This window comes from Desulfocicer vacuolatum DSM 3385 (genome assembly GCF_900176365.1).
Classification (GTDB): domain Bacteria; phylum Desulfobacterota; class Desulfobacteria; order Desulfobacterales; family Desulfobacteraceae; genus Desulfocicer; species Desulfocicer vacuolatum.
Genome location: NZ_FWXY01000010.1, coordinates 120,802 through 140,709 on the forward strand (window position 1 = coordinate 120,802; position 19,908 = coordinate 140,709).

16 protein-coding genes and 2 tRNA genes are annotated in these 19,908 nt (G+C 45.3%); 7 read left to right on the forward strand and 11 right to left on the reverse strand.

Annotated features, from left to right (window positions below; translation table 11 throughout):
- Nucleotides 1–145 precede the first annotated feature (145 nt).
- Nucleotides 146–907, forward strand: a complete 762-nt coding sequence (locus tag B9A32_RS10830; RefSeq protein WP_084069306.1) for a hypothetical protein — start codon at nt 146–148, stop codon at nt 905–907.
- A 213-nt stretch (nt 908–1,120) separates the two neighbouring features.
- Here B9A32_RS10830 and B9A32_RS10835 read toward each other — a convergent pair whose 3' ends face one another.
- Together B9A32_RS10835 and B9A32_RS10840 are read right to left on the reverse strand one after the other, a co-directional pair.
- Nucleotides 1,121–2,200: a hypothetical protein gene (locus B9A32_RS10835; RefSeq protein ID WP_139795792.1), complete on the reverse strand. Its 1,080-nt coding sequence runs from the start codon at nt 2,198–2,200 to the stop codon at nt 1,121–1,123.
- A 371-nt stretch (nt 2,201–2,571) separates the two neighbouring features.
- Nucleotides 2,572–4,296 carry an autotransporter outer membrane beta-barrel domain-containing protein gene (locus B9A32_RS10840; protein WP_139795793.1) on the reverse strand — a complete coding sequence of 575 codons (1,725 nt, stop codon included), beginning with the start codon at nt 4,294–4,296 and terminating at the stop codon, nt 2,572–2,574.
- 810 nt (nt 4,297–5,106) lie between these two features.
- Here B9A32_RS10840 and B9A32_RS10845 point away from each other — a divergent pair.
- On the forward strand, nt 5,107–6,795 hold the full coding sequence (locus B9A32_RS10845) for an FG-GAP repeat domain-containing protein (RefSeq protein WP_084069311.1): 1,689 nt from the start codon (nt 5,107–5,109) through the stop codon (nt 6,793–6,795).
- Nucleotides 6,796–7,051: 256 nt separating this feature from the next.
- Nucleotides 7,052–8,236, forward strand: coding sequence for a hypothetical protein (locus tag B9A32_RS10850; protein WP_084069313.1), 1,185 nt, complete (start codon nt 7,052–7,054; stop codon nt 8,234–8,236).
- A 203-nt stretch (nt 8,237–8,439) separates the two neighbouring features.
- Here the strand turns inward: B9A32_RS10850 and mutL are convergent, their stop codons facing one another.
- The 7 genes from mutL to B9A32_RS10885 all read right to left on the reverse strand — a co-directional run bounded on the left by mutL (nt 8,440) and on the right by B9A32_RS10885 (nt 16,055).
- A complete protein-coding gene (gene mutL / locus B9A32_RS10855; RefSeq protein WP_084069315.1) occupies nt 8,440–10,482 on the reverse strand; it encodes a DNA mismatch repair endonuclease MutL in 2,043 nt (680 codons plus the stop codon).
- 4 nt (nt 10,483–10,486) lie between these two features.
- A complete protein-coding gene (locus B9A32_RS10860) occupies nt 10,487–10,672 on the reverse strand; it encodes a hypothetical protein (RefSeq protein WP_084069317.1) in 186 nt (61 codons plus the stop codon).
- A 532-nt stretch (nt 10,673–11,204) separates the two neighbouring features.
- Nucleotides 11,205–12,677: an Asp-tRNA(Asn)/Glu-tRNA(Gln) amidotransferase subunit GatA gene (gatA, locus tag B9A32_RS10865; protein ID WP_084069319.1), complete on the reverse strand. Its 1,473-nt coding sequence runs from the start codon at nt 12,675–12,677 to the stop codon at nt 11,205–11,207.
- A 12-nt stretch (nt 12,678–12,689) separates the two neighbouring features.
- Nucleotides 12,690–13,037: an Asp-tRNA(Asn)/Glu-tRNA(Gln) amidotransferase subunit GatC gene (gatC, locus tag B9A32_RS10870; RefSeq protein WP_232367125.1), complete on the reverse strand. Its 348-nt coding sequence runs from the start codon at nt 13,035–13,037 to the stop codon at nt 12,690–12,692.
- Nucleotides 13,038–13,193: 156 nt separating this feature from the next.
- Entirely contained in the window at nt 13,194–13,904 is a 711-nt protein-coding gene (locus tag B9A32_RS10875) for an SPOR domain-containing protein (protein ID WP_084069321.1), read from the reverse strand.
- Between the two features lie 5 nt (nt 13,905–13,909).
- Nucleotides 13,910–15,583, reverse strand: coding sequence for an arginine--tRNA ligase (argS, locus tag B9A32_RS10880; protein WP_084069322.1), 1,674 nt, complete (start codon nt 15,581–15,583; stop codon nt 13,910–13,912).
- 7 nt (nt 15,584–15,590) lie between these two features.
- Nucleotides 15,591–16,055 carry a hypothetical protein gene (locus B9A32_RS10885; RefSeq protein WP_084069324.1) on the reverse strand — a complete coding sequence of 155 codons (465 nt, stop codon included), beginning with the start codon at nt 16,053–16,055 and terminating at the stop codon, nt 15,591–15,593.
- Between the two features lie 357 nt (nt 16,056–16,412).
- Here B9A32_RS10885 and B9A32_RS10890 point away from each other — a divergent pair.
- A tRNA-Ser gene (locus tag B9A32_RS10890) sits at nt 16,413–16,500 on the forward strand.
- Between the two features lie 37 nt (nt 16,501–16,537).
- Nucleotides 16,538–16,629 (forward strand) — tRNA-Ser (locus B9A32_RS10895).
- 199 nt (nt 16,630–16,828) lie between these two features.
- On the opposite strand, the gene B9A32_RS10900 is transcribed toward B9A32_RS10895, so the two are convergent.
- Nucleotides 16,829–17,356, reverse strand: coding sequence for a hypothetical protein (locus B9A32_RS10900; protein WP_084069325.1), 528 nt, complete (start codon nt 17,354–17,356; stop codon nt 16,829–16,831).
- 287 nt (nt 17,357–17,643) lie between these two features.
- Here B9A32_RS10900 and B9A32_RS10905 point away from each other — a divergent pair, with 287 nt between their 5' ends.
- Both B9A32_RS10905 and B9A32_RS10910 read left to right on the forward strand, forming a co-directional pair.
- The gene (locus B9A32_RS10905; RefSeq protein WP_170923795.1) at nt 17,644–17,799 is read left to right on the forward strand and encodes a type II toxin-antitoxin system HicB family antitoxin; all 156 of its coding nucleotides are present in this window, start codon (nt 17,644–17,646) and stop codon (nt 17,797–17,799) included.
- A gap of 76 nt (nt 17,800–17,875) precedes the next feature.
- Entirely contained in the window at nt 17,876–18,148 is a 273-nt protein-coding gene (locus B9A32_RS10910) for a DUF6812 domain-containing protein (RefSeq protein WP_139795794.1), read from the forward strand.
- A 304-nt stretch (nt 18,149–18,452) separates the two neighbouring features.
- On the opposite strand, the gene B9A32_RS10915 is transcribed toward B9A32_RS10910, so the two are convergent.
- On the reverse strand, nt 18,453–19,859 hold the full coding sequence (locus B9A32_RS10915; RefSeq protein WP_084069330.1) for a Do family serine endopeptidase: 1,407 nt from the start codon (nt 19,857–19,859) through the stop codon (nt 18,453–18,455).
- Nucleotides 19,860–19,908 lie beyond the last annotated feature (49 nt).

The following is a 19,908-nucleotide window of genomic DNA, read 5'->3' on the forward strand; positions in this document are numbered from 1 at the left end:
AATATAGCCACTGCCCCATAACCCAAGGTTTGAAACTGCCCGGCACATCAATGGCAGGAGATTTGCTAAAATTCAAGCAAAAGATGGGGCACCGGCCAATATTTACGCCCAAATTTAAAATAATGTTCTATAACAGGAGTTTCTTTTGATTTTATTTCGGTTTTTAAAATCCGTTCCCCTGACCGTCTTTTTTCTCATTGCTTTCATGTGCTGTCCAATTTTTTCGGCCAGGGCCCAGGTGCAACAGGTGGCGATCATTCCCTTTGGCATTAATTCAGAGCAAGACCTGTCCTACTTAAGGGAGGGAATCTCCCATATGCTATCCTCCCGGCTTGCCTGGAAAGAAAAAGTCGTGGTCATTCCGGAAAAAACCATTTTGGATAAAATCAAACAAACACCCGGGCTATCAGGCCCCCCTCTGGTTACATCGATTTTTGAACACACAGACGCCAATTATATTGTTTCCGGAAGCATAACAGAATTTGCAGGCACCTTCAGCCTGGATACAGCCGTACACACAGACAGATCCGAAACACCCATGCAGACTTTTTTTGACCAGGCCACCACCCCGGACGAAATCATTGGCAAAATCAGCACCATTGCTGCCCAAATAAATAAATCTGTTTTTAACAGAACAACCACGCTGATTGATGGCAAAGCGCAGACCTCAGCAAAGGAAGATCTAACCCGGGCCAACCCGGAAAAATTAATTCCCCAGGCCATGGAAGATGCTCCTCCCACAGAAAAACCGTTCTGGCAATTCTGGAAAAAAGAGAAACCGCCCGCATATCCTGATGAAACTTTTTCCGCAGTGGAAGCAGATACTTCCCGGGATATTGATCTGGAAATGGATGACCTTGAAGAGGAAGAAGAAGAGATCAAAAAACCCTTCTGGAAATTCTGGTAAAGGGGGGGGGCAGGACAATTTCAACCACCTGTGTCCCGGCTGAAATGACAAAATTATATTACACGTAAAAATCCTGACCCAGAGGGCCGGGATTTTCACATTAAGCTAAAAATTGCAAGCATCATTTGGCCGGGATACGGGATATTCAAAACACCGGATATGCAGCTGTGGTCGTTTTCCCGCAAATATCCGGGAACGCGGCTGATTTGTATGTCATTGAATTAAATAATCATATACGGTGGGTTTTTCCCCTTCAACAATGGAACAGGCCGCAAAATCCTTTCCAAAAAAGCGCTCCACCCTTAAAACGCCTTTCAGCTTTCCCGGAATCCATCCTGCCGGAGTGCCTCCAGGGGATTTAATCTGTTTACCGGGAGAACTTACCTTTAACAGCATCTCCTTTTCCAACCCCGTTTTTTCACCGGCATTGATATAGATAAGGTCCTCTTCGCTGGAAAACACCCGACAGAACCACTGTGTAGTCTGACTTGACTCAATGGCCCGGGTAAAAGTTGCAGACACAATACTCTCCACAAACCTGGACGCGTCCGCATCTGTTTTTACAGGCATTTCAAATTTCACCGGCCTGTACCTGTAAAACAATCCGGCGTCAACCATGGAAACCACGGCACTTGCCTCACCCGGAAACACATCTGGCAATGTGAATTTCTCCACCAGAACAAGCATGCGGATACCGGGGTAAACCGTTAAAATTCCTGATGTCCGGTACAAATCTTTACTTTCAAGCGCATTGTTCTGGGCAAGAATCTCATATATCTCATCATTACCCACAAGAACAATTTCACCGGACTCCACAAATTTGTGTGCTGCCCGGGATATCTTTGTAACCGTGTCTGCCCGGACCCGGCCTCTGTCAATGAGCAAGCCTGTTTTCAGCTTTAAAAGGCTCTTTTCCGGGGGCTGATTATTGCTCTGCAATTTTTTTTCAGGTAATATTGGAACCGGTTTTGGAGAATCAGCCTTTAACAATGCCACTTCGCTCTGCAGGTCATTGACCTTTTTTTCAAGCATCTCCTGATTTGATGGAATATCGTTGTCAACCTTGGAAACGGCACTGGAATCTACATCAGCAATGACCTTAGTCTGTGTTCTTTGCCGAAAAAAATCCCCTGACAGTAAATTGGGTTGATCAATGGTTACTTCTCTGATCTGGGCATTTGAATAGCCGGTGGAATTTTTCTTATCTGAGGTAACAATATCCGGACTTGAAGCGCAGCCCCAGCAGAAAAAAAACAAAAAAACAAAACAGGCAAAAATTGAATTGAATTTCATAAAAAATCGACAAAGAACGCCCCAAATGTTCAACCCAGGGGAAAAATTGCCGCCTCCTTCTGGTAATTATAGTTGTTGCTGAAAATTTTACCGACACCACGACATATCTGACACCCGCCCCATTACATGTCAAGGCAAAATCCTGTTCGCTTAACATATTCAGGTTGAAGCTCTTCAAAAAATTAAGGCCTGATTCCAAAAGAACCAGGCCCTATTTTTTAAAGAATAAGCCTTATAAACCGGACAACTTTTCATATTTTGCTGTGGACAGACCGGGGTTTGAATGGCGTCTACCCGCGGAAGTTATGTTATAAAAGCTCCGGTATACAAAGAAAAAATTAAAAAAACGCTTATTCAGTCCATTGGAATTATTAAAAATTTATAATAAATTCAGCGGCCAATCGCATGGCCATTTCATCAGAAGATTCTCCTGTCAAGGCCTCGGTCAAATCCTCAATGACTTCCCCGGGAAAGAAAAAAGCCGCCTGGGCTTTAATAAAGGAGTGTTTGCTGGTGGCAAGGGTCAATTCATTGTCCCATTCTGTTCCCACGTATCCGGCGTCTACTTTGTGAGCGCCATTTACGGTTGCATCAACAGGATCAACCATATTGGTTACATAAATATCTTCATTCCACCAGAAATTATTGATATTAGTTTTAAAAATAAGGAATCTTTTGGGGGCCACTGTAATGCCTGCGCTGATGAGGGTCAAACCGGGATTATCGCCCCGTCCATTGCCATTACCCGCAAAATTCTGAAGTCCGCCCGTGGTAACAGGGGTTCCATTACCATAAAATTCAGGAATATAACCGTAAAGAGCTGTACCCAGCATCAAGTTGGTATCACCGATAATGGTGTTTTCACCACCCCATCTGCTGGAAAATCTCTGGGCATTGTCAACGCCGTTATAACCTTCCAATTTATCATCATAAGGATCATCGTCACCGGATGTATACATAAAACCCAGATGGGGTTTCAGGGGATAGTCAGTCAACTTTCCTTTAAATTCATAAGAGATATCACCGGCCAAAGCATAGGCATTTATATCATAATCCTCTTCCAGGACAGTTGCACGATCAGGTCCAACCGTGCTACCAAGGCCGGTATTATCTGCTGAACCAAATTGATAAACAGCTTCCGTAAAAATTTCCAGAGCACCAAATTTTCCAACCCAATATGCACCCGCATGGTAAGAATCTGTGTCAGGGGCATCCCCAACAACACCAAAGGGAGATCCCATGGCACCGGCCAGATCATTTGCAACAACATCTCTAATCCTGTCATAGGCAGCCAAAAATTGAAACTTATGCGCATCATTCATCTGCCATGCAACATAACCTGCATAAAGGTCCCGATCGTTATTGGCACCGTCCTGCATATCAACAGGGGAATTTTGGAAATCATTTTCCATGAGTTTAAAGTAACCCACATTATAACTGACGGTATCATTTTCTCCTGTGATCCAGAAGCCGGGATTATCATCCCCATAGACCATGGCAGCGCCTTCAAAAGCGTCCATGTGCCAGATATCCCATCCGGCATGGAGGCGCATGTTCATGGGAAGAGCATAGGTTAAATGCAGCCTCTCAAGACCAAAATTACTGGAATCATTTGATTTTCCACCTCTTGAGTCAACAGATGCAGTATCAATGGGTCGGTCAAATTCCAGGGCCGCGTAAAAACTCCAGGCCCTGTCCTTGGGCATGGCATTAAAATACATCTTTGCTTCGGTGCGGATATAACTGTCTTGCACAGTCCCGCTTTCGTTACCATGACTCCTAAAAAAATCTCCTACAAGAGCACCATACATGAGGCCGCCGGACTTAACAGCATCACTGTCTGCCACACCAAAATCCCAATCACTTTCAGATGTGGGTATAATTCTGGCTGTGGCACCAAAACTCATTAGAATATCTTTGCCTGTTGTCACCTGAACACTTCCCGGTCCCACAATGGTTTCCTTTGTGATGTCATCGGCAAGTTTCAGCTGTTTGTCAAGATCTGACTGATTTTGTGCGGCAAAACAAGGCATGGCGCTTACAAGCAAAAGTACCGTCAGCAGCGAAATAAATTTCCCAAGGTTTTTCATTGACATTTCCCTCCTATTGGAAACGAAAATTCATGTTTGTCTTTCAAATACAAAAAAACATCATCAACACCTTTTGGTTAAATTTTTCCTCCTTTCGTCTTTAAATGTTTACGAACAAGCCATCATTATTAACGCCTCAATTGTGTGTTAAAATAATTTTTCTATCTTTGGAGACTGACCTTAAAGCAATGGTTCTCTTCTTAAAATAAATTCTCTGGCGAATGGGGCATAGTTTGTGTTGATTGGGGATAACAGGCATGCATATTGGTGACCATGACAAAAATAATCACCATTTATATTTCCCCAAACATTTCACATCCAAACATCAACAATGTTCAATATTTACATATTTTTTGTAATTAAAAATTGATTAAAAATCATGGGATTAGAGATTCACAACCCAGCTTTGATGACAAACGATATTTTTTCACCATAGTGTTTCATAAACACCTGCCCAACATTTGTCAAGCGTTTTCAACAACTAAACATTGTTATTTTCTTATAAAATCAAAAATTTTTACATAAAGAACTTTCGTATTTTTATAATTATTACCGATTATTAGTCAAAACTAAAAATCACGGCATCACCTTCAAGGAGAGCTGCGAAAACACAGCAAACACTTTGGACATAATTTCCCCCATCCCCCCTCAAATATAGTGGAACCAGCTATTTAAAGCATTGATTAATCCTTGCAGAAAATTTAAATAATGTGTATAAATTCAAAGTCTTTAAATTTTATAAAATCTTTCAAATACTGCATGTAAGATTTAAGAACAAATTGGATTCTCACCTAAATTCCGCTTAGGAGTAAGCCCTTGAAAACAAAACAACAGACATTCATTATTTCTCTGATATTCATATTTATTTTTTCCGTGTCGATCTTTATTAACACAGCCTTTGCCGCCCCCCCCGCACAGGTGGTAATCATCCCCTTTGAAATCAATGCCGAAAACGACCTTGAATTTCTTAAAACCGGCATTCAGGACATGTTGAATTCCCGGCTATCATGGAAAGATAAAGTTGTTGTCGTGGATAAAGCTGCCGTTAACGATACGATAAAAGGGCTGGGAAAATTTAAGGGCGAAAGCCTGGCATTACTGGCCGGAGGAAAGCTCAAAGCAGATTATATCATTTCTGGAAGCATAACGGTTATTGGGCAAAGCGCCAGCATTGATGCCACTTTAAGGGATATCACCGGCCAAATAGATCCCATTACTTTTTTTGGCCAGAGCAATTCATTGGGCGGGGTGATTCCAGAGATCAATCGGTTTGCCACCACTGTGAATGAACAGGTATTCCAGCGACAATTGGACTACAATTTTTCTGGCACACCCCAGACACTGCCCAGCCCCCCCCGTTCATCCAACTCCATAAACAAAAGTACAGCCCCAAACCCTATTTTCAAAACTGCGGCATCCTCTAACAACAAATCCACACTTAACCCCAATTTCAAAACAACGGGCTCCCCTGACTCAAGTACCGGATTCTGGAAGACCCCACCCCTTCCCCTTCTGGCCATAGGAATGGATGTGGGTGATGTGAACAACGATGGCATTGTGGAAACGGTTATTCTAACAAATAAAACCATTATCATCTATCAAATGCTGAACAACCGTATGGTGAAAACCACACAAATTCCCACAGCAAAATTTTCCCATCCACTGGGAATAGACATTGGTGACATCAACAACAACGGAACGCCGGAGATTTTCATCTCCAGCCTGAACTCTGATCGTAACCGGGCAAACTCTTACATACTCGAGTTCAACGGCAAGTCATACCCTGCCGTTAAAACCGGCATTCCCTGGTATTACCGAATTTCAAAAGAAACATCAGGGAAACCGCTTTTATTAGGTCAGGAACAACGGAAAAAAAAGGCTGATATTTTGACAGCGCCTGTCTATGAAATGCAATATCACAATGGCAATTATGTCCCCCATAACATTATTTTAAGAGGAAAAACTGCCAATGTCCTTGGTGTTGCCATCAAAAAAGATAATCAAAACAAACATTTTTCCACGGCAGCCTTCGATACCATAGAACATCTGAGCCTTTTCACCGAAAGCGGAACACTGCTCTGGCGAAATAGAGAGGCCTCCGGAGGCACCATGTCAATGTTTTTTTTACCCAAAGCACATGCAGACGATGACCAGGACATTCAATTTTTTCCACTGCGTATACGCATCCATGATATGAATGGAGACGGCAATATTGAAATACTTTCTGCCACTAATCATGACAAAACAATGGGGATATTAAGCAACTCAAAGGCCTATGACTGGGGGGTATTAGAAAGCTACTCCTGGAAAGGAACTGATATGATTTCAAACTGGAAAACATCTCCTCTGCCGGGACGGATTTCCGATTTTTTGGTGGCGGACTTCGACAACGACGGCATTGATGAATTGGTGGTTGCCACTGTGACAGAAGAAGGTGATACCGTAATATCAAAATCAAAAAGCAGGCTTGTGGCCTACGATCTGATTGTTTCCCAAGACAATTAGGATTAAAGTACACAGCATATTACCCTTGCCAGCGATAACATATCAAACTTCACTTTTTTACAGCTTGACATTCTTCCCAAAGGCTGATATCGGTATCAGGCAGTTTAATTTAAATCAGGGTGATTATTTATGATCATCCTTCGCGCTTGCTTCGCGCTTGGTTCCATGAATGATATAAATATTTTATATGGATCAGGCTATTATTTATTCGCTTAAAAGCGAAATCACCTTAGTTTTTTGTAGGAGGAAAACGAAGATGAAAAAACTGGCTATTGCACTTTTTGCTGTGGTATGCATGGCAATGTTTATTGCCCCGGCTTATGCCGATGACAGAGTATCCCTTTCCGGTTCCATGCGTGTTCGCGCCTGGAGCGACAATTACACAGACGGCTCTGATGCCAGCTGGTGGGATCAACGCTTTAGAATCAAAACTAAAATCAATGTTGCAGATGATGTTTATGCCGTTCTTAGAGCAGACTATGGTGAAGGTCAGTGGGGTGTTGCATATAATGGTTTAATCACACGTCCCCGGGCAACCAAAGAAAACACCCTTGACATTGATCGTGGTTATTTAAACATTGACAAAGAAATGTGGTCACTGAGAGCTGGACAGCAATATCTTGGCCTGGGTATCCTGCAGGTACTGGATGCCAACGCTACGGCAGTTAAACTCACCTTGAAAATGCCTGTAAAAACTTCCCTTATCTACATCAAAGAGACTGAAAACGGTAGCACCAACGATGATGGTGCCTTTGATGACAGCGATGTTTATGCAGTGAATTTCAGCTATGACACAGATGCTTTTTCCACTAATTTATTTGCCATCACACGTGATGACAACAGTGCAGTCGATGATTCTGCCACCATGTTTGGTTTCAACGGAAGTGCTTCACTGGGAATGGTTGACTTGACTGGAGAGCTTGCTTTTGCTGCCGGTGACACCGCTGACGGTGCCGTTGATTATGTGGGTACTCAGTTTTATCTGAAAGCTGCCGCCAACCTGAGTGATGCCTTCAGCATGGGTGGAGAACTTCTCTATGCATTGGGTACTGATGATGCTGACGAGCAACAGCTGACCGGCCTGTGTAACTGGTGGTCCTTTGTTCCCATGGCTTCCAACACTCCCTTTGATGCAGATATCTCTGCCTTTGCCAACGCTGATGCCTTTGATCCCACTGGTGCCAACGCAGGTGTTCAGGGAATTACCCTTTTTGGTAAATTCAATGTAATGGATGCATTGTCTCTTGGTGCAAAAGTTGGTTATTTTACTCCTGAAGAAGATGACAATACTGCCACAGATGACATCACAGCTTTCAATGTATGGGCTTCTTACATGATCGCCACCAACACAGAACTTGCTATTACCTATCTCTACTCAGATTATGACAACCTGGATGATAACTACGACACCCTCGTTGCCAGACTGCAGGTTAATTTCTAATATAGATTTTGTGCAAAATCTAAGCAAGTTTTAGAAATATAGAAATGGGGAGGACGATTTATTCGTTCCTCCCCATTTTGCATGTAAGGAGTTTTAGATCATATTGATTTGTCGCTTTATAAAACCAGAATTCATTAGACAAAACGCTGACAAAAATACCGCATGCAATAATACGTTAATTTCGTTGCGTTGCTACACAGAATTCAAACAATTCGTTTAAACATTTGTTGAAAATCCTTAGAAGACCACAAAACACGAATGGGTCTGCCATGGGGACAGTAAAAGGCATTTTCACACAGATCAAGATCCCGTACAAGATGCTCCATCTCCTTGAAACTCAAAGCCTGATTGGCCCGCACCGAATGGTGACATGCCATCAAAATGAGACAGGCATCCAACCAGACCTTTTTTTCAAGCTCCCCTTCGTCATCCGCAAGCCCTGAATCCATAAGATTATCCACCATATCATGGAGTAACCCCGTTACATCAATTGAATCAATGATGGCGGGTACAGATTTCACAGCATAGGCCTTCTCGCCAAAGGGCTCAATTTCAAAACCCAATTCACAAAGACCTGGAATCATTTTTTTAAAAACAACACTTTGTGAAAAATTAAAATCCAGCACATGGGGAACCATCATCTGCTGGGAAGGGGGCTTAAAGGACTGAGATCTCTTTTTAAGCCGCTCATACGTAATACGCTCATGGGCTGCATGCTGATCAATGAGCTCCACACCATCATCTTTTTCAACAATTATATAGGTTGCCATGACTTGGCCAACAATGCGACACTCTTCACGAAGAGTGTTGAACTCATGGGGCACACTTAACAATTCACTGGAATCATCGATAAAAGCATGGGTTCTGACGCCTCCATCAGATACCCTGTCGCTTGAGACACCCTCATTTTCTTTACTGTCCCAATTAACATCTTTGTTCTCATCACCATCACCCTCTTTTTGAAGAGACGATTCAGAATGGGAAAAGCTTTCTGGGGTATTCAAATTATCACATGCCCCCCCCTTGGAGTCGGAACCCCATTGAAAAAGGGATGGATGGGGGAATTCAGTGCCGATTTTTTTTTCTACTGATCCAGACCCGGATTCCTCCACCACCTCGATATCATCATGACAAGGGGGTAATTCCTGTGAAGATGCTGAATCCATTTTTTTTTCAGCCCCCCCACCCGGCAGTGCGTCTTCGGCCACAGGAGACTTAACATCTCTGTCACACTTTCTGGAGGCAACAGCACTTTTCTCAGCACTCACCAAAGCATGGATAACAGACTCTCGAACGGCATGATAAACAGCTTTTTCATTAACAAAACGAACCTGAAGCTTGGCAGGATGGACATTAACATCCACCCCGTCAAAGGGGATGGTAAAAAAAAGTGCCGCTAGGGGAAACCGTCCCTTCATGAGTCTGCCCCGGTAGGCCTGCACCAAAGCGGAGACAATCCCCCGATCCGTCACCATGCGACCGTTAACAAAAATTTGAATACGCTGGGAACTGGATCGGGTATGGACGGGATGGGAAACATATCCACGGATCTCAATATTTTTATCCCGAAAACGCACAGGATGAAGCCGGAGATCCGGATCATTGGCCAGTACTGTGCTCACCCGGGAAATCAGAGGATCATCACAGTCAATCTCCTTGACGGATCTCCCATTGTGAATCAAGGAAAATCCCACCCCCCGGGCCCCCATGGCAATGGCGGAAAAGGCATCGGCAATGTGACCCATTTCAGTATTTACGGTTTTTAAAAACTTCCGGCGCACAGGGGTATTAAAATAGAGATGTTTAATTTCCACCACCGTTCCTGGAGGGGCACCGATTTCAGACACCTCCATGAGCTTGCCGCCACTTAAAAAAAGCCGAGTGCCATAATCAGCAGCTTGTTCCCGGGTGGTGATGGTCATCTTGGACACCGATGCAATGGAGGGCAGCGCTTCCCCACGGAATCCCAATGTGGCAATGGAAAATAGATCCTCTGTGGTGGCAATTTTGCTGGTGGCATATCGCTCAATGGATAACAAGGCATTGTCCCGGGACATCCCATCCCCGTTATCTGACACCCGTATCAAATCCCGCCCCCCCCGTTCCACCTCCACCACAATATGGGTGGCATGGGCATCCAGAGCATTTTCCATGAGCTCCTTAACCACGGATACGGGCCGCTCCACCACCTCACCTGCGGCAATCTGATTGGTGATCAATTCTGGAAGGACTCTAATGTCACCCATGGGCTCACTCCTCCCGGGAGGATTTAATAAACCGGGCAAGAAACTCAGAATCCTCAGGGGTTAAATCAAATTGAACAGCGGCCTGATCCACCAGCGATATGTCAGAGATCCCTGGATTTTTCTTTTTTTCATCAGATACCCACTGCACTGCTTTTCGAAGCTTCTCCCCCTGGACTTGTAGTGTTCCCATTGCCTTTCTCCTGTTTTTTTATTAAAAAATACAACCTACTGCATAGTCAAGGCTAAGATTTAGGATGATACATCTTCCAGACCAGTGTGGCTCCGGCCTGTTCAGAAACAGTTATCCTAAAATTAAGATTTGACGTTGCATTAGTCTCTTTGGATCTATACAAACTGCAGCAATTCTAATTTTGGAACCATCGAGGTTTAAAACCAAACATATGATAATTTTGATCAGCCTGATTTCAGTTAGTTACACGCCAAAAGAATTGGTTAAAAGTCATAATTAGAATTGCTGTACAAACTGAGAATTTATCTCAATTTGTATAGATCCAAATCTTAGCCTTGCCGATGTATTACGGGCAACCTCAGCAGAGCCGCCCCCAACGGGCAATAGGAACCGGACAATTGAGCTGTCTACAGTTCCGGTCCGGGCCCGGGCCCATTGCCCGTTGGGGGCGGCGGTATATATAATACCATTTGGCTCCGCGTCTACGACCCTATATTTGTTGTGTCCCACAGGACATGCCCGTTATACATATTTACATTTCAGGAAAACAATTTTCCAGAGCCAATGTCTGTTCCAGGCCATAGGCTGCCCGCACCAGAGCCATCTCATCAAACCGGTTGGCCATCATCTGAAACCCAATGGGAAGCCCGGTTTTGCCGTGACCACAGGGAATGGAAATACCGGGAAGCCCTGCCATATTGGTGGACAGGGTAAAAATATCCGTCAAATACATGGTTAAGGGATCATCCACGTTTTCTCCTATTTTAAAAGCCGGGGTGGGTGCCACCGGAGAAATAATGATATCACACCCTTCAAAGGCCCGGGAAAAATCCTGACTGATCAAGGAACGCACCTTGGTGGCCTGGCCGTAATAGGCGTCATAATACCCCGCAGAAAGGGCATAGGTGCCGGTGATGATCCGTCGTTGCACCTCATCCCCAAAGCCTTTGGATTTGGTCTTTTTGTACATTCCAATGAGATCGGCGGCCTCGGTATCCCGGTAACCATACCGCACCCCGTCAAACCGGGCAAGATTGGAACTGGCTTCGGAAGGGGCAATAACATAGTAGGCAGCCACCGCATAATCGGTGTGGGGCAAAGAAATTTCCTTTACCTCCACCCCAAGGGATTCCAGTTGTTTTACAGAGTGGTAAAACGCTTTTTCCACATCAGAGTCAAGCCCCTTCACAGAGAGAAATTCTTTGGGAATTCCTGCAACCATACCTTTAAGCCCCTGGGTTTCATATTCATCCAGGGCCGCAGTAAAATCAGGGACCGCCACATTGGCTGAGGTTGTGTCCCGGGGATCATGACCGCACAATGCATTTAGCATGATGGCCGTATCCCGAACGTCCCGGGTAATGGGACCAATCTGATCCAGGGAGGAGGCATAGGAAACAAGCCCAAAACGGGAAACCCTGCCATAGGTGGGCTTAATCCCCACCACACCGCAATGGGAGGCAGGTTGTCGAATGGAACCACCTGTATCTGTTCCCAAAGATGCCGTGCACAACCGGGCCGCCACAGCGGCTGCAGAGCCCCCGCTGGAGCCACCTGGAACATGATCAAGACTCCAGGGATTACGCGTGATATGAAAACCGGAATTTTCCGTGGACGAGCCCATGGCAAATTCATCCAGATTGGTCTTTCCCAAGATAACGGCTCCGCTCTCCTTTAATTTCTCCACCACTGTGGCATCATATTGGGGCACAAAGCCCTCAAGCATTCTGGAGGCACAGGTGGTGGCAAGGCCTTTGGTGCACAAAAGATCTTTAAGTGCCACGGGAATTCCCAAAAGCGGTGTGGAATCTCCATTGGCCAGACGCTCATCTGCCTTCCGGGCCGAAGCAAGCGCGCCCTTTTCATCCACTGTGATATAAGCCTGAATCTCCCCGTCACAGGATTCAATGCGTTCTAACAATGCCGTAACAAGATCAACAGAGGAAATATCCTTTGCATCCAGTAATTTTCTGGCATCAAACAGGGTCAGTTCATGGAATTGCATTCTTGTTCTCCTCTATCCCACAGCCTTGGGAACCATATAAAAGTCATCTTCTCTTTCCGGAGCATTGGCCAGGGTAATTTCCGGCCCCGGCGGAGTGTGCGGTATATCTTCCCGAAAAACATTGGTAGAAAGGGCCGCTCCTGCCATGAGTTCAACCCCGGACACATCCACATCCTTGAGTTTATCAATGTATTGCAATATCCGACTGACCTGATCGGCAAATTTATCCACAAGGGAATCATCCACCTCCAGACGTGAAAGATGGGCAATGTACTCAATATCTTTTTTAGTGATTTTCATAAAAAAATCGGCAAGAAAGCCCCCGAAAGTTTCTCCCAGGGGAGGAATTGCCGCCTCCATTTTATTATTATGGTTTTTTATTGATTTTTGTAAATATTCAGCTTGGAAATGTAAATGTTTGAGCAGTGCCCCATATTTGCCTGTTTGGGACTGCGTAGCATGCGATTGCTATGTAAGCAGGCCAAAACAGGTGAAGATTGGATGCTGACCGAATATTTAATGGTTTTCTATAATTATTCCATAGATACCCTGGGTTTCCAACTTTCTTAAGGCTTTTTCTGCAGAAAGTGTATCAAAGAATTTTCCCACCCGTACCCGATGCCACATTTTTCCATCCACCAGGGCCAGGGCACGATGGGGTTCAAGCCCCTTCACTTTGAGGGCCTCCATGCGTCCAATGGCATCTGCCAACTGTCGAAAAGAGGATATTTGAATGGTGTATTTCCAGCCGGACCGGGACGCTGTGGTCACCTCCGGTGCTTTTTCCCGGGCATCCCGGTATTCAGGTTCATTTCCCTGGTTTGTCCCCTCCCCATGGAGGGGGGGATGGGCTGGAGATACATCCCTGCGGGTCATTTTTTTCAGCCCTTTTTTTATGGGCGTGGGAGGGGGAATATCAACAACTTTTTCTTCTCCGGTGACTGGGGCATCCCTGTGGGAGGCCACAATCTCTTCCTCCAGAAGATTCTCCGGTAAAGAAAACGCCGTGGGCATTGGCTTTTTCAACTCTTTATAAAAGTCAAGTTCCGGCTTATTCTGGGAGCTTTCATGATTTTTGTTACCTGCCAGTTTTGCCAATTTTGCCTGGAATGACCGAGTATCAAAATCAACAGGGGCTGTTCCCCGTCCCACCATCACACCAATGACGAACATGGTGGCACACAGGCAGAAAAGGCCCAATGCCACCATGGCACCCCGGAGAAACATCTCCTTTACATCCTTTCCGGTGCAGACACGCCCAAAAGGGTCAAAGCATTGCGGATTACCTTTTTAACAGCTCCCACCAGACAGAGCCTGGCAAGGGTGATATTTTTGTCATCAGTGATAACCTTATGGCGATTATAATAGCCATGAAAGGTGGATGCCAGGGTCATGAGATAGGTAAAAATCACATGGGGATGTAAGGTGGACGCGCTTTTTCCCACGGCCCCGGGAAATGCAGCCAGGGCTTTAATCAATTTAATCTCTTCCACCTGGGTGAGACAGGAAAGATCAATGTCCTGCCACGCCACATCGTTGGTGTCAAGAACGCCTTGCTCCAACGCCTTGATCATGATACCGGCAATGCGGGCATGGACATACTGCACGTAATACACGGGATTTTCACTGGTCTGCTGCTTGGCAAGCTCCAAATCAAAATCAAGACCGGAATCAAAGCTGCGGCTTAAAAAAAGAAAGCGTGCCGCATCACGGCCCACCTCATCCACAATATCCTTTAAAGTGACAAATTCCCCGGCCCGGGTGGACATGGCCACGGGAGCACCGCCCCTTAATAGGTTCACCAACTGAATTAAAATCACATCAAATTGATCACTGGATCTGCCGGAAGCGTCAATGGAAGCATTGATACGGTTAATATATCCATGGTGATCTGCCCCCCACACATCAATGACCCGGTCAAAGCCCCTGTCAAATTTTTCCATATGATAGGCAATGTCCGATGCAAAGTAGGTGGTAAGGCCATTCTGGCGCACCACCACCCGATCCTTTTCATCACCAAAGGCTTCGGTCTTAAACCACATGGCACCATCTTTTTCATAGATGACATCTTTTTCCCGGAACATCTCAATGACAGCCTGAACCCGCCCGGAATCATAGAGACTCTGCTCACTGAACCATTGATCAAAGGTGACCCCGAAATCTGCCAGATCATCCTGGATGCCTTTAAGGATTTTGTCTGCTGCATATCTGGCGCAGATATCAACCCCCTGGGCTTCTTCCTTATCTCCAAGGTCTTTGCCCATGTGATCCAGAATTTCCCCTGCAATCTCCCGGATATATTCTCCCTGATAACAATCATCCGGAAAATCAATTTCCCGGCCCAGGGCCTCACATAAACGAAGCCACACAGAGCGGCCAAGGGTTCTGATCTGCCTGCCGGAATCATTGATGTAATACTCTTTTTGCACATCATATCCGGCAAAGGCAAGAATATTACCCACTGCATCCCCCACAGCAGCACCACGGCCATGCCCCACATGAAGGGGACCTGTGGGGTTGGCACTTACAAACTCCACCTGAACTTTTTTACCCTGCCCCATTTCAAGGGCACCAAACCCATGGTCTTTTTCATGCACCATTTGAACCACAGGATGCCAGGATGCGGGTGTTAAAAAGAAATTAATAAAACCGGGACCGGCAATTTCACATTTTTCAATGATTCCATGGGGATCTTCCAGATGCGCTATCAAAGCTTCGGCAATTTTTCGGGGGGCCATCTTTTGCACCGATGCCGAGACCATGGCAACATTGGAGGAAAAATCACCATGGTTATCATGCCTTGGCACCTCAATTTCCATGTCAGAAAGAACATCTGACTTTAAGAGCCCGTTCTCAAAGGCCCTCCGGGCTGCACCCAACAGAATATCTTTTAATTTTTTTTCCATGGATTGATCAATTCTCATGCTCGGAGTTATTGTCTGGTTGAAATCTGGGGGTGTCATCATCCCCATCAATTTCTTTTATGTCGTCTTCTGTCAAATCTTCTGTTTCATCCTGGAGCAATGTTTCAAGCTCATCCACATCCGCATCATCCACCTCTTCGGGCTCTTCATTCTCCTGGGGAAAGGCTTCCACATCTTCATAATCCACCACAAACTTCTCTCCCCCACCCTCTTTGAAAAAAATCCCCAGACTTTCAAAAAGTTTGACGCTGAGATCCTGGGGAGGAAAAAGATTCTTCCGCCGCAACATTTCAATAAAAGGTTCTGCCCCTTCTTCCAACGCTTTTTTCAAATCATTATAGGGGTACTGCTCTTCATGGACCGTTAAAAACGCACCAGGATCTGCCTCATCGGCCTCCTGAATGGTAATAATTTCTTTTTTTTCATCAATGATGAAGGTGAATTTCTGTTTCATTTTATCTCCCCGGGCATGCTCCCACCCTTGTAAACAACAACATTTCTAATTGTAAAGCACCGTGCATTTCAAACCGGCCAAAGTCGTTTTCATCAACGTGATGCCAATATATTGCACATCAATTAAAGGCGTTGGTTAAAAGCCATCATTAGAATTGCTGTCTGAATTATCATGGTTATGAATAGACCTGCACAAAATCAGCAAATAGTCCCTTGCAACAAACCTTCTAATATAGCGGAACTTCATCCGCTGTCAACCATTCAATGTGCTTTTCCCCCAGGTACCTGTGAAATAAAAAAAAACAATTTGGGTGTTGACCTCCCCAAATCAACATGATATACACCTTCAGATCTGTTGGGAGGAGTGGCCGAGCGGCTGAAGGCGGCGGTCTTGAAAACCGTTAAGTGTCAAAGCTTCGTGGGTTCGAATCCTACCTCCTCCGCCATCAGAAAAAAACATCTTAATTGATGTATTTGAAATACGGAGAAATGGCCGAGTGGCTGAAGGCGCTCGCCTGCTAAGCGAGTATGGGGATAAAACTCCATCGAGAGTTCGAATCTCTCTTTCTCCGCCATTCACAAGCGATTCAAGGGTTGACACCATTTATGGTGTCGGCCCTTTTTTCGTTTGGTGGGGTCAAAATTATTTTGACCCTCCCCAAATTTCCTTTTTTCTAAAACTCCCCCTACATCTTTTTACACCCTTCCCCCATTTTCCGCCTCTCTTACATGCAGTATTTAAATCATACGAGGGCCTGTCCACGCCATGTTTTTTTATGATGTATATGCTTGCCTTGGGTCATTGGGTGTTGTTGGAAAAGCTCTTCGTAATCGCCCTTGTTCAACCAAAGGGTTAAGATGGCCTTGACGTAAATAGCTTTCAGATCTGTCAAGTAAAACAGCAAGCACCTTAAGTCCAAGGAAACGCCCATTACAAAGGCTGCAAATCAAGTCTGCCATTTCCTGTTTATTAATTTTACGAGAGGCTTTTGCCGGTTCTGCAATATTTTCAAGCCTTTCTCTTAATTTTGTTTTTAATCCATCTAATGTATGAATAATGGGAAAATCCAAACCGTCATACTCCAAGCCTTCGGAGCTCTCTGTCAAACCATCGGAGCTCAGGTCCAATGGTTTCAGTTTTTCAAGTGTGGCCTCACCGGCAAATACTTCATCCGGGGTTGGCAGTTCTACTCCTGGAATATAGTAAACAGTCCCCCTCCCGTGGCCGCTGGACTCCAGGAAGCCGGTCTTAACAAGCTTCTGTAGCGCCAGTGTAAGATCATGGGAGCGGATTTTTATCATACTGCGTCCTTCATTGATTGTGCATTGACGGGAGATGATTTCTCCGGCATTTGATTTCCTATGGGTTATTTTCCATTATCCGCAATAACGGCCACGGTCAGCCCTGGTATTTTTACCCGGATCTACCCACAACAAAACATGAAACTCTCTACAGGACTGAGTGGAGTTTCGGGCTTGATCATAACGTCGGCCATTTTGTGATAAAATTTTAGTGGTAAAAAATAACGTTTTTAATTACAATATCTTGCGTTTAATAAAATGTTATCTCACGTATGGTGGCCCAGTTTATGATCAACACTTTTCTTTCTAAAAAAACCATTCGTGTTAATATCACCATGCCGGAGTATAAATTAATCATGATTGACAAGGCTGCCAAAGACCATGGGCTTTCCCGGTCTGCTTTTTTGATGCAGGCTGCCGAACGCATGGCCATGCACAATTAATCAGGAATCTCTCCCCGGTACCATCAAAATGATCCGAAAGACATCCATTACACACAAGACAAAGGAAAAAACAAACATGGATCATACCCCAACAATCAATAAAGAAATAAACAGTCGGATGGTTCGATTAAAACTCACCGACGGAACCCATGTAAAAGGCCAGGTCAATCTCAATCGAATGCCCGGTTATGAAAGGGTCAGTGACATTGTCACAGAAAATCCAGATCGGTTCCTTGTTCTGTTTTCCGTTTCCGTTAAACGTAAAGCCACGGATGAGGCCATATTTCACAAAACCCTTTTCATTAACCGGGATCATATCCTCTGGGCCGCACCGGATGAAGATCAATAACAACACGCCCGGAACCATTTCCTGACGGACACACTTCTAACTGTCGGAAAAATGATAAAGACAATGCCGATTTGAGGAGAGAGCCTTATGGTTTGTCTGCTCCACCTCGTTGTTCAGTGCACTGCGGCGCGTGACAACCTTAACCTCAACTCGGCATTCAGTGCGCCGCAGACGTACTGAACAAGGGAATCAGCCTTTTTTGATTTGCCTTTTCCATCACTGAAGCCATTAGATTCTAAGTTTTTTTGATAAAAAGGTTTAAAAAAAGTGCTGATCCCCCATGGAATCCGCCCGTTTCAGATTATCAACGGACCAGCCTCACAGCAATGAAACTGACATTGCCCCTGCGGAATAGCAGCTGAAACTGTTCTCCTTTGGCAATACTCTCCATTACTTTAAAATACTGTTTCCGGTTTTTAACAGGGCGGTGATTGACCTCTTTTAACAGATCGCCCTCCCGGATACCGGACTGATCCGCCTTGCTGCCGGGCTCAATATCCACCACCACAATCCCCCGGGCACTGGAATTATATCCATAGGGCCGTGCTGCATCGTCACCCACAGCGGCAAATTTCATTCCCAGGTCATCAAACCCATTGCCGGAATGAATAAGCTGCCTGTCATCATCACTTCTCCTGGCGAGAGTCACTGTGGTTTTCCGTTTCTGGCCCTCCCGCAGATAAACAACCGTCACTTTTTCTCCCACTCCAAAGCCTGCAATGGCACCGGAAAGGTCTCTGCTGGACTTAATTTTCACATCATTGACCTTTACAATGATATCACCAGGCTCAATTCCACCCTCATGGGCAGGGTTATTTTCATAGACCTGGGCCACCAGGGCACCTCCGGTGGGTTTAATGCCGTAATATTCTGCAAGTTCAGGTGTCACATCCTGGATGGCCACCCCCAGCCAGCCCCGGGTCACCGATCCTGAATCCCGCAACTGCTTTACAATCCCCCGGGCAAGGTCCGATGGAATAGCAAAGCCAATGCCCTGGCCGGACTTTATAATAGCCGTGTTAATCCCCACAACTTCCCCCTCAAGGTTCAGCAGGGGGCCGCCACTGTTTCCCGGATTGATGGAAGCATCTGTCTGGATAAAATCATCATAGGGTCCAGAGCCCAGTATGCGCCCTTTGGCACTGACAATACCTGCGGTGACGGTCTGCTCCAGCCCAAAGGGACTGCCAATGGCCACCACCCAGGTCCCCACCTTGAGATCATCGGAACTGCCAAGCTTCAAGGGCACAAGTCCCTTGGCATCTATTTTGATCAGGGCCAAATCGGTTTTAGGGTCTCCTCCCACCACAGTGGCTTCATACTCCTTGTCATTGTACATTTTCACAAGGATCTCATCGGCACCGTCTATGACGTGATAATTGGTGACAATATAACCTTTTCGATCAATGATAAAACCGGAACCCAGACTGTTTTCCTTGTAATCCCGGGAAGGCCCCCGCCGACTAAAGGGATTGGTAAACTGACGGAAAAAATCCCTGTCATCAAAGGGCTGACCAAAAAAATGGTTAAAGACCCGTCCTCCCCCCTGGATGGTTTTAACCGTACGAATATTCACCACTGCAGGCCTGGCATGCTCAGCCAGATCACTGAATCCTGCGGGCACCATTTTTACCTTTGCAAATGACACCACCGGCACCAGCAGAGAAAACACCAATGCAATGGCCATGATTTTTTTATTTACATTTTTCATAACACCCTCCTTATTTCATAGTAACTCAACTTTCGGGCTTCATTTCAAA

Excerpts from the sequence above, each read along its gene's own strand:
- B9A32_RS10885 (WP_084069324.1), bottom strand. The coding sequence starts at position 16,055 with ATGAAACAGAAATTCACCTTCATCATTGATGAAAAAAAAGAAATTATT.
- gatA (WP_084069319.1), bottom strand. The coding sequence starts at position 12,677 with ATGCAATTCCATGAACTGACCCTGTTTGATGCCAGAAAATTACTGGAT.
- B9A32_RS10860 (WP_084069317.1), bottom strand. The coding sequence starts at position 10,672 with ATGGGAACACTACAAGTCCAGGGGGAGAAGCTTCGAAAAGCAGTGCAG.
- B9A32_RS10900 (WP_084069325.1), bottom strand. The coding sequence starts at position 17,356 with ATGATAAAAATCCGCTCCCATGATCTTACACTGGCGCTACAGAAGCTT.
- B9A32_RS10875 (WP_084069321.1), bottom strand. The coding sequence starts at position 13,904 with ATGTTTCTCCGGGGTGCCATGGTGGCATTGGGCCTTTTCTGCCTGTGT.
- gatC (WP_232367125.1), bottom strand. The coding sequence starts at position 13,037 with ATGGAGGCGGCAATTCCTCCCCTGGGAGAAACTTTCGGGGGCTTTCTT.
- B9A32_RS10915 (WP_084069330.1), bottom strand. The coding sequence starts at position 19,859 with ATGAAAAATGTAAATAAAAAAATCATGGCCATTGCATTGGTGTTTTCT.
- B9A32_RS10850 (WP_084069313.1), top strand. The coding sequence starts at position 7,052 with ATGAAAAAACTGGCTATTGCACTTTTTGCTGTGGTATGCATGGCAATG.
- argS (WP_084069322.1), bottom strand. The coding sequence starts at position 15,583 with ATGGAAAAAAAATTAAAAGATATTCTGTTGGGTGCAGCCCGGAGGGCC.
- B9A32_RS10835 (WP_139795792.1), bottom strand. The coding sequence starts at position 2,200 with ATGAAATTCAATTCAATTTTTGCCTGTTTTGTTTTTTTGTTTTTTTTC.
- B9A32_RS10905 (WP_170923795.1), top strand. The coding sequence starts at position 17,644 with ATGATCAACACTTTTCTTTCTAAAAAAACCATTCGTGTTAATATCACC.
- mutL (WP_084069315.1), bottom strand. The coding sequence starts at position 10,482 with ATGGGTGACATTAGAGTCCTTCCAGAATTGATCACCAATCAGATTGCC.
- B9A32_RS10840 (WP_139795793.1), bottom strand. The coding sequence starts at position 4,296 with ATGTCAATGAAAAACCTTGGGAAATTTATTTCGCTGCTGACGGTACTT.
- B9A32_RS10910 (WP_139795794.1), top strand. The coding sequence starts at position 17,876 with ATGGATCATACCCCAACAATCAATAAAGAAATAAACAGTCGGATGGTT.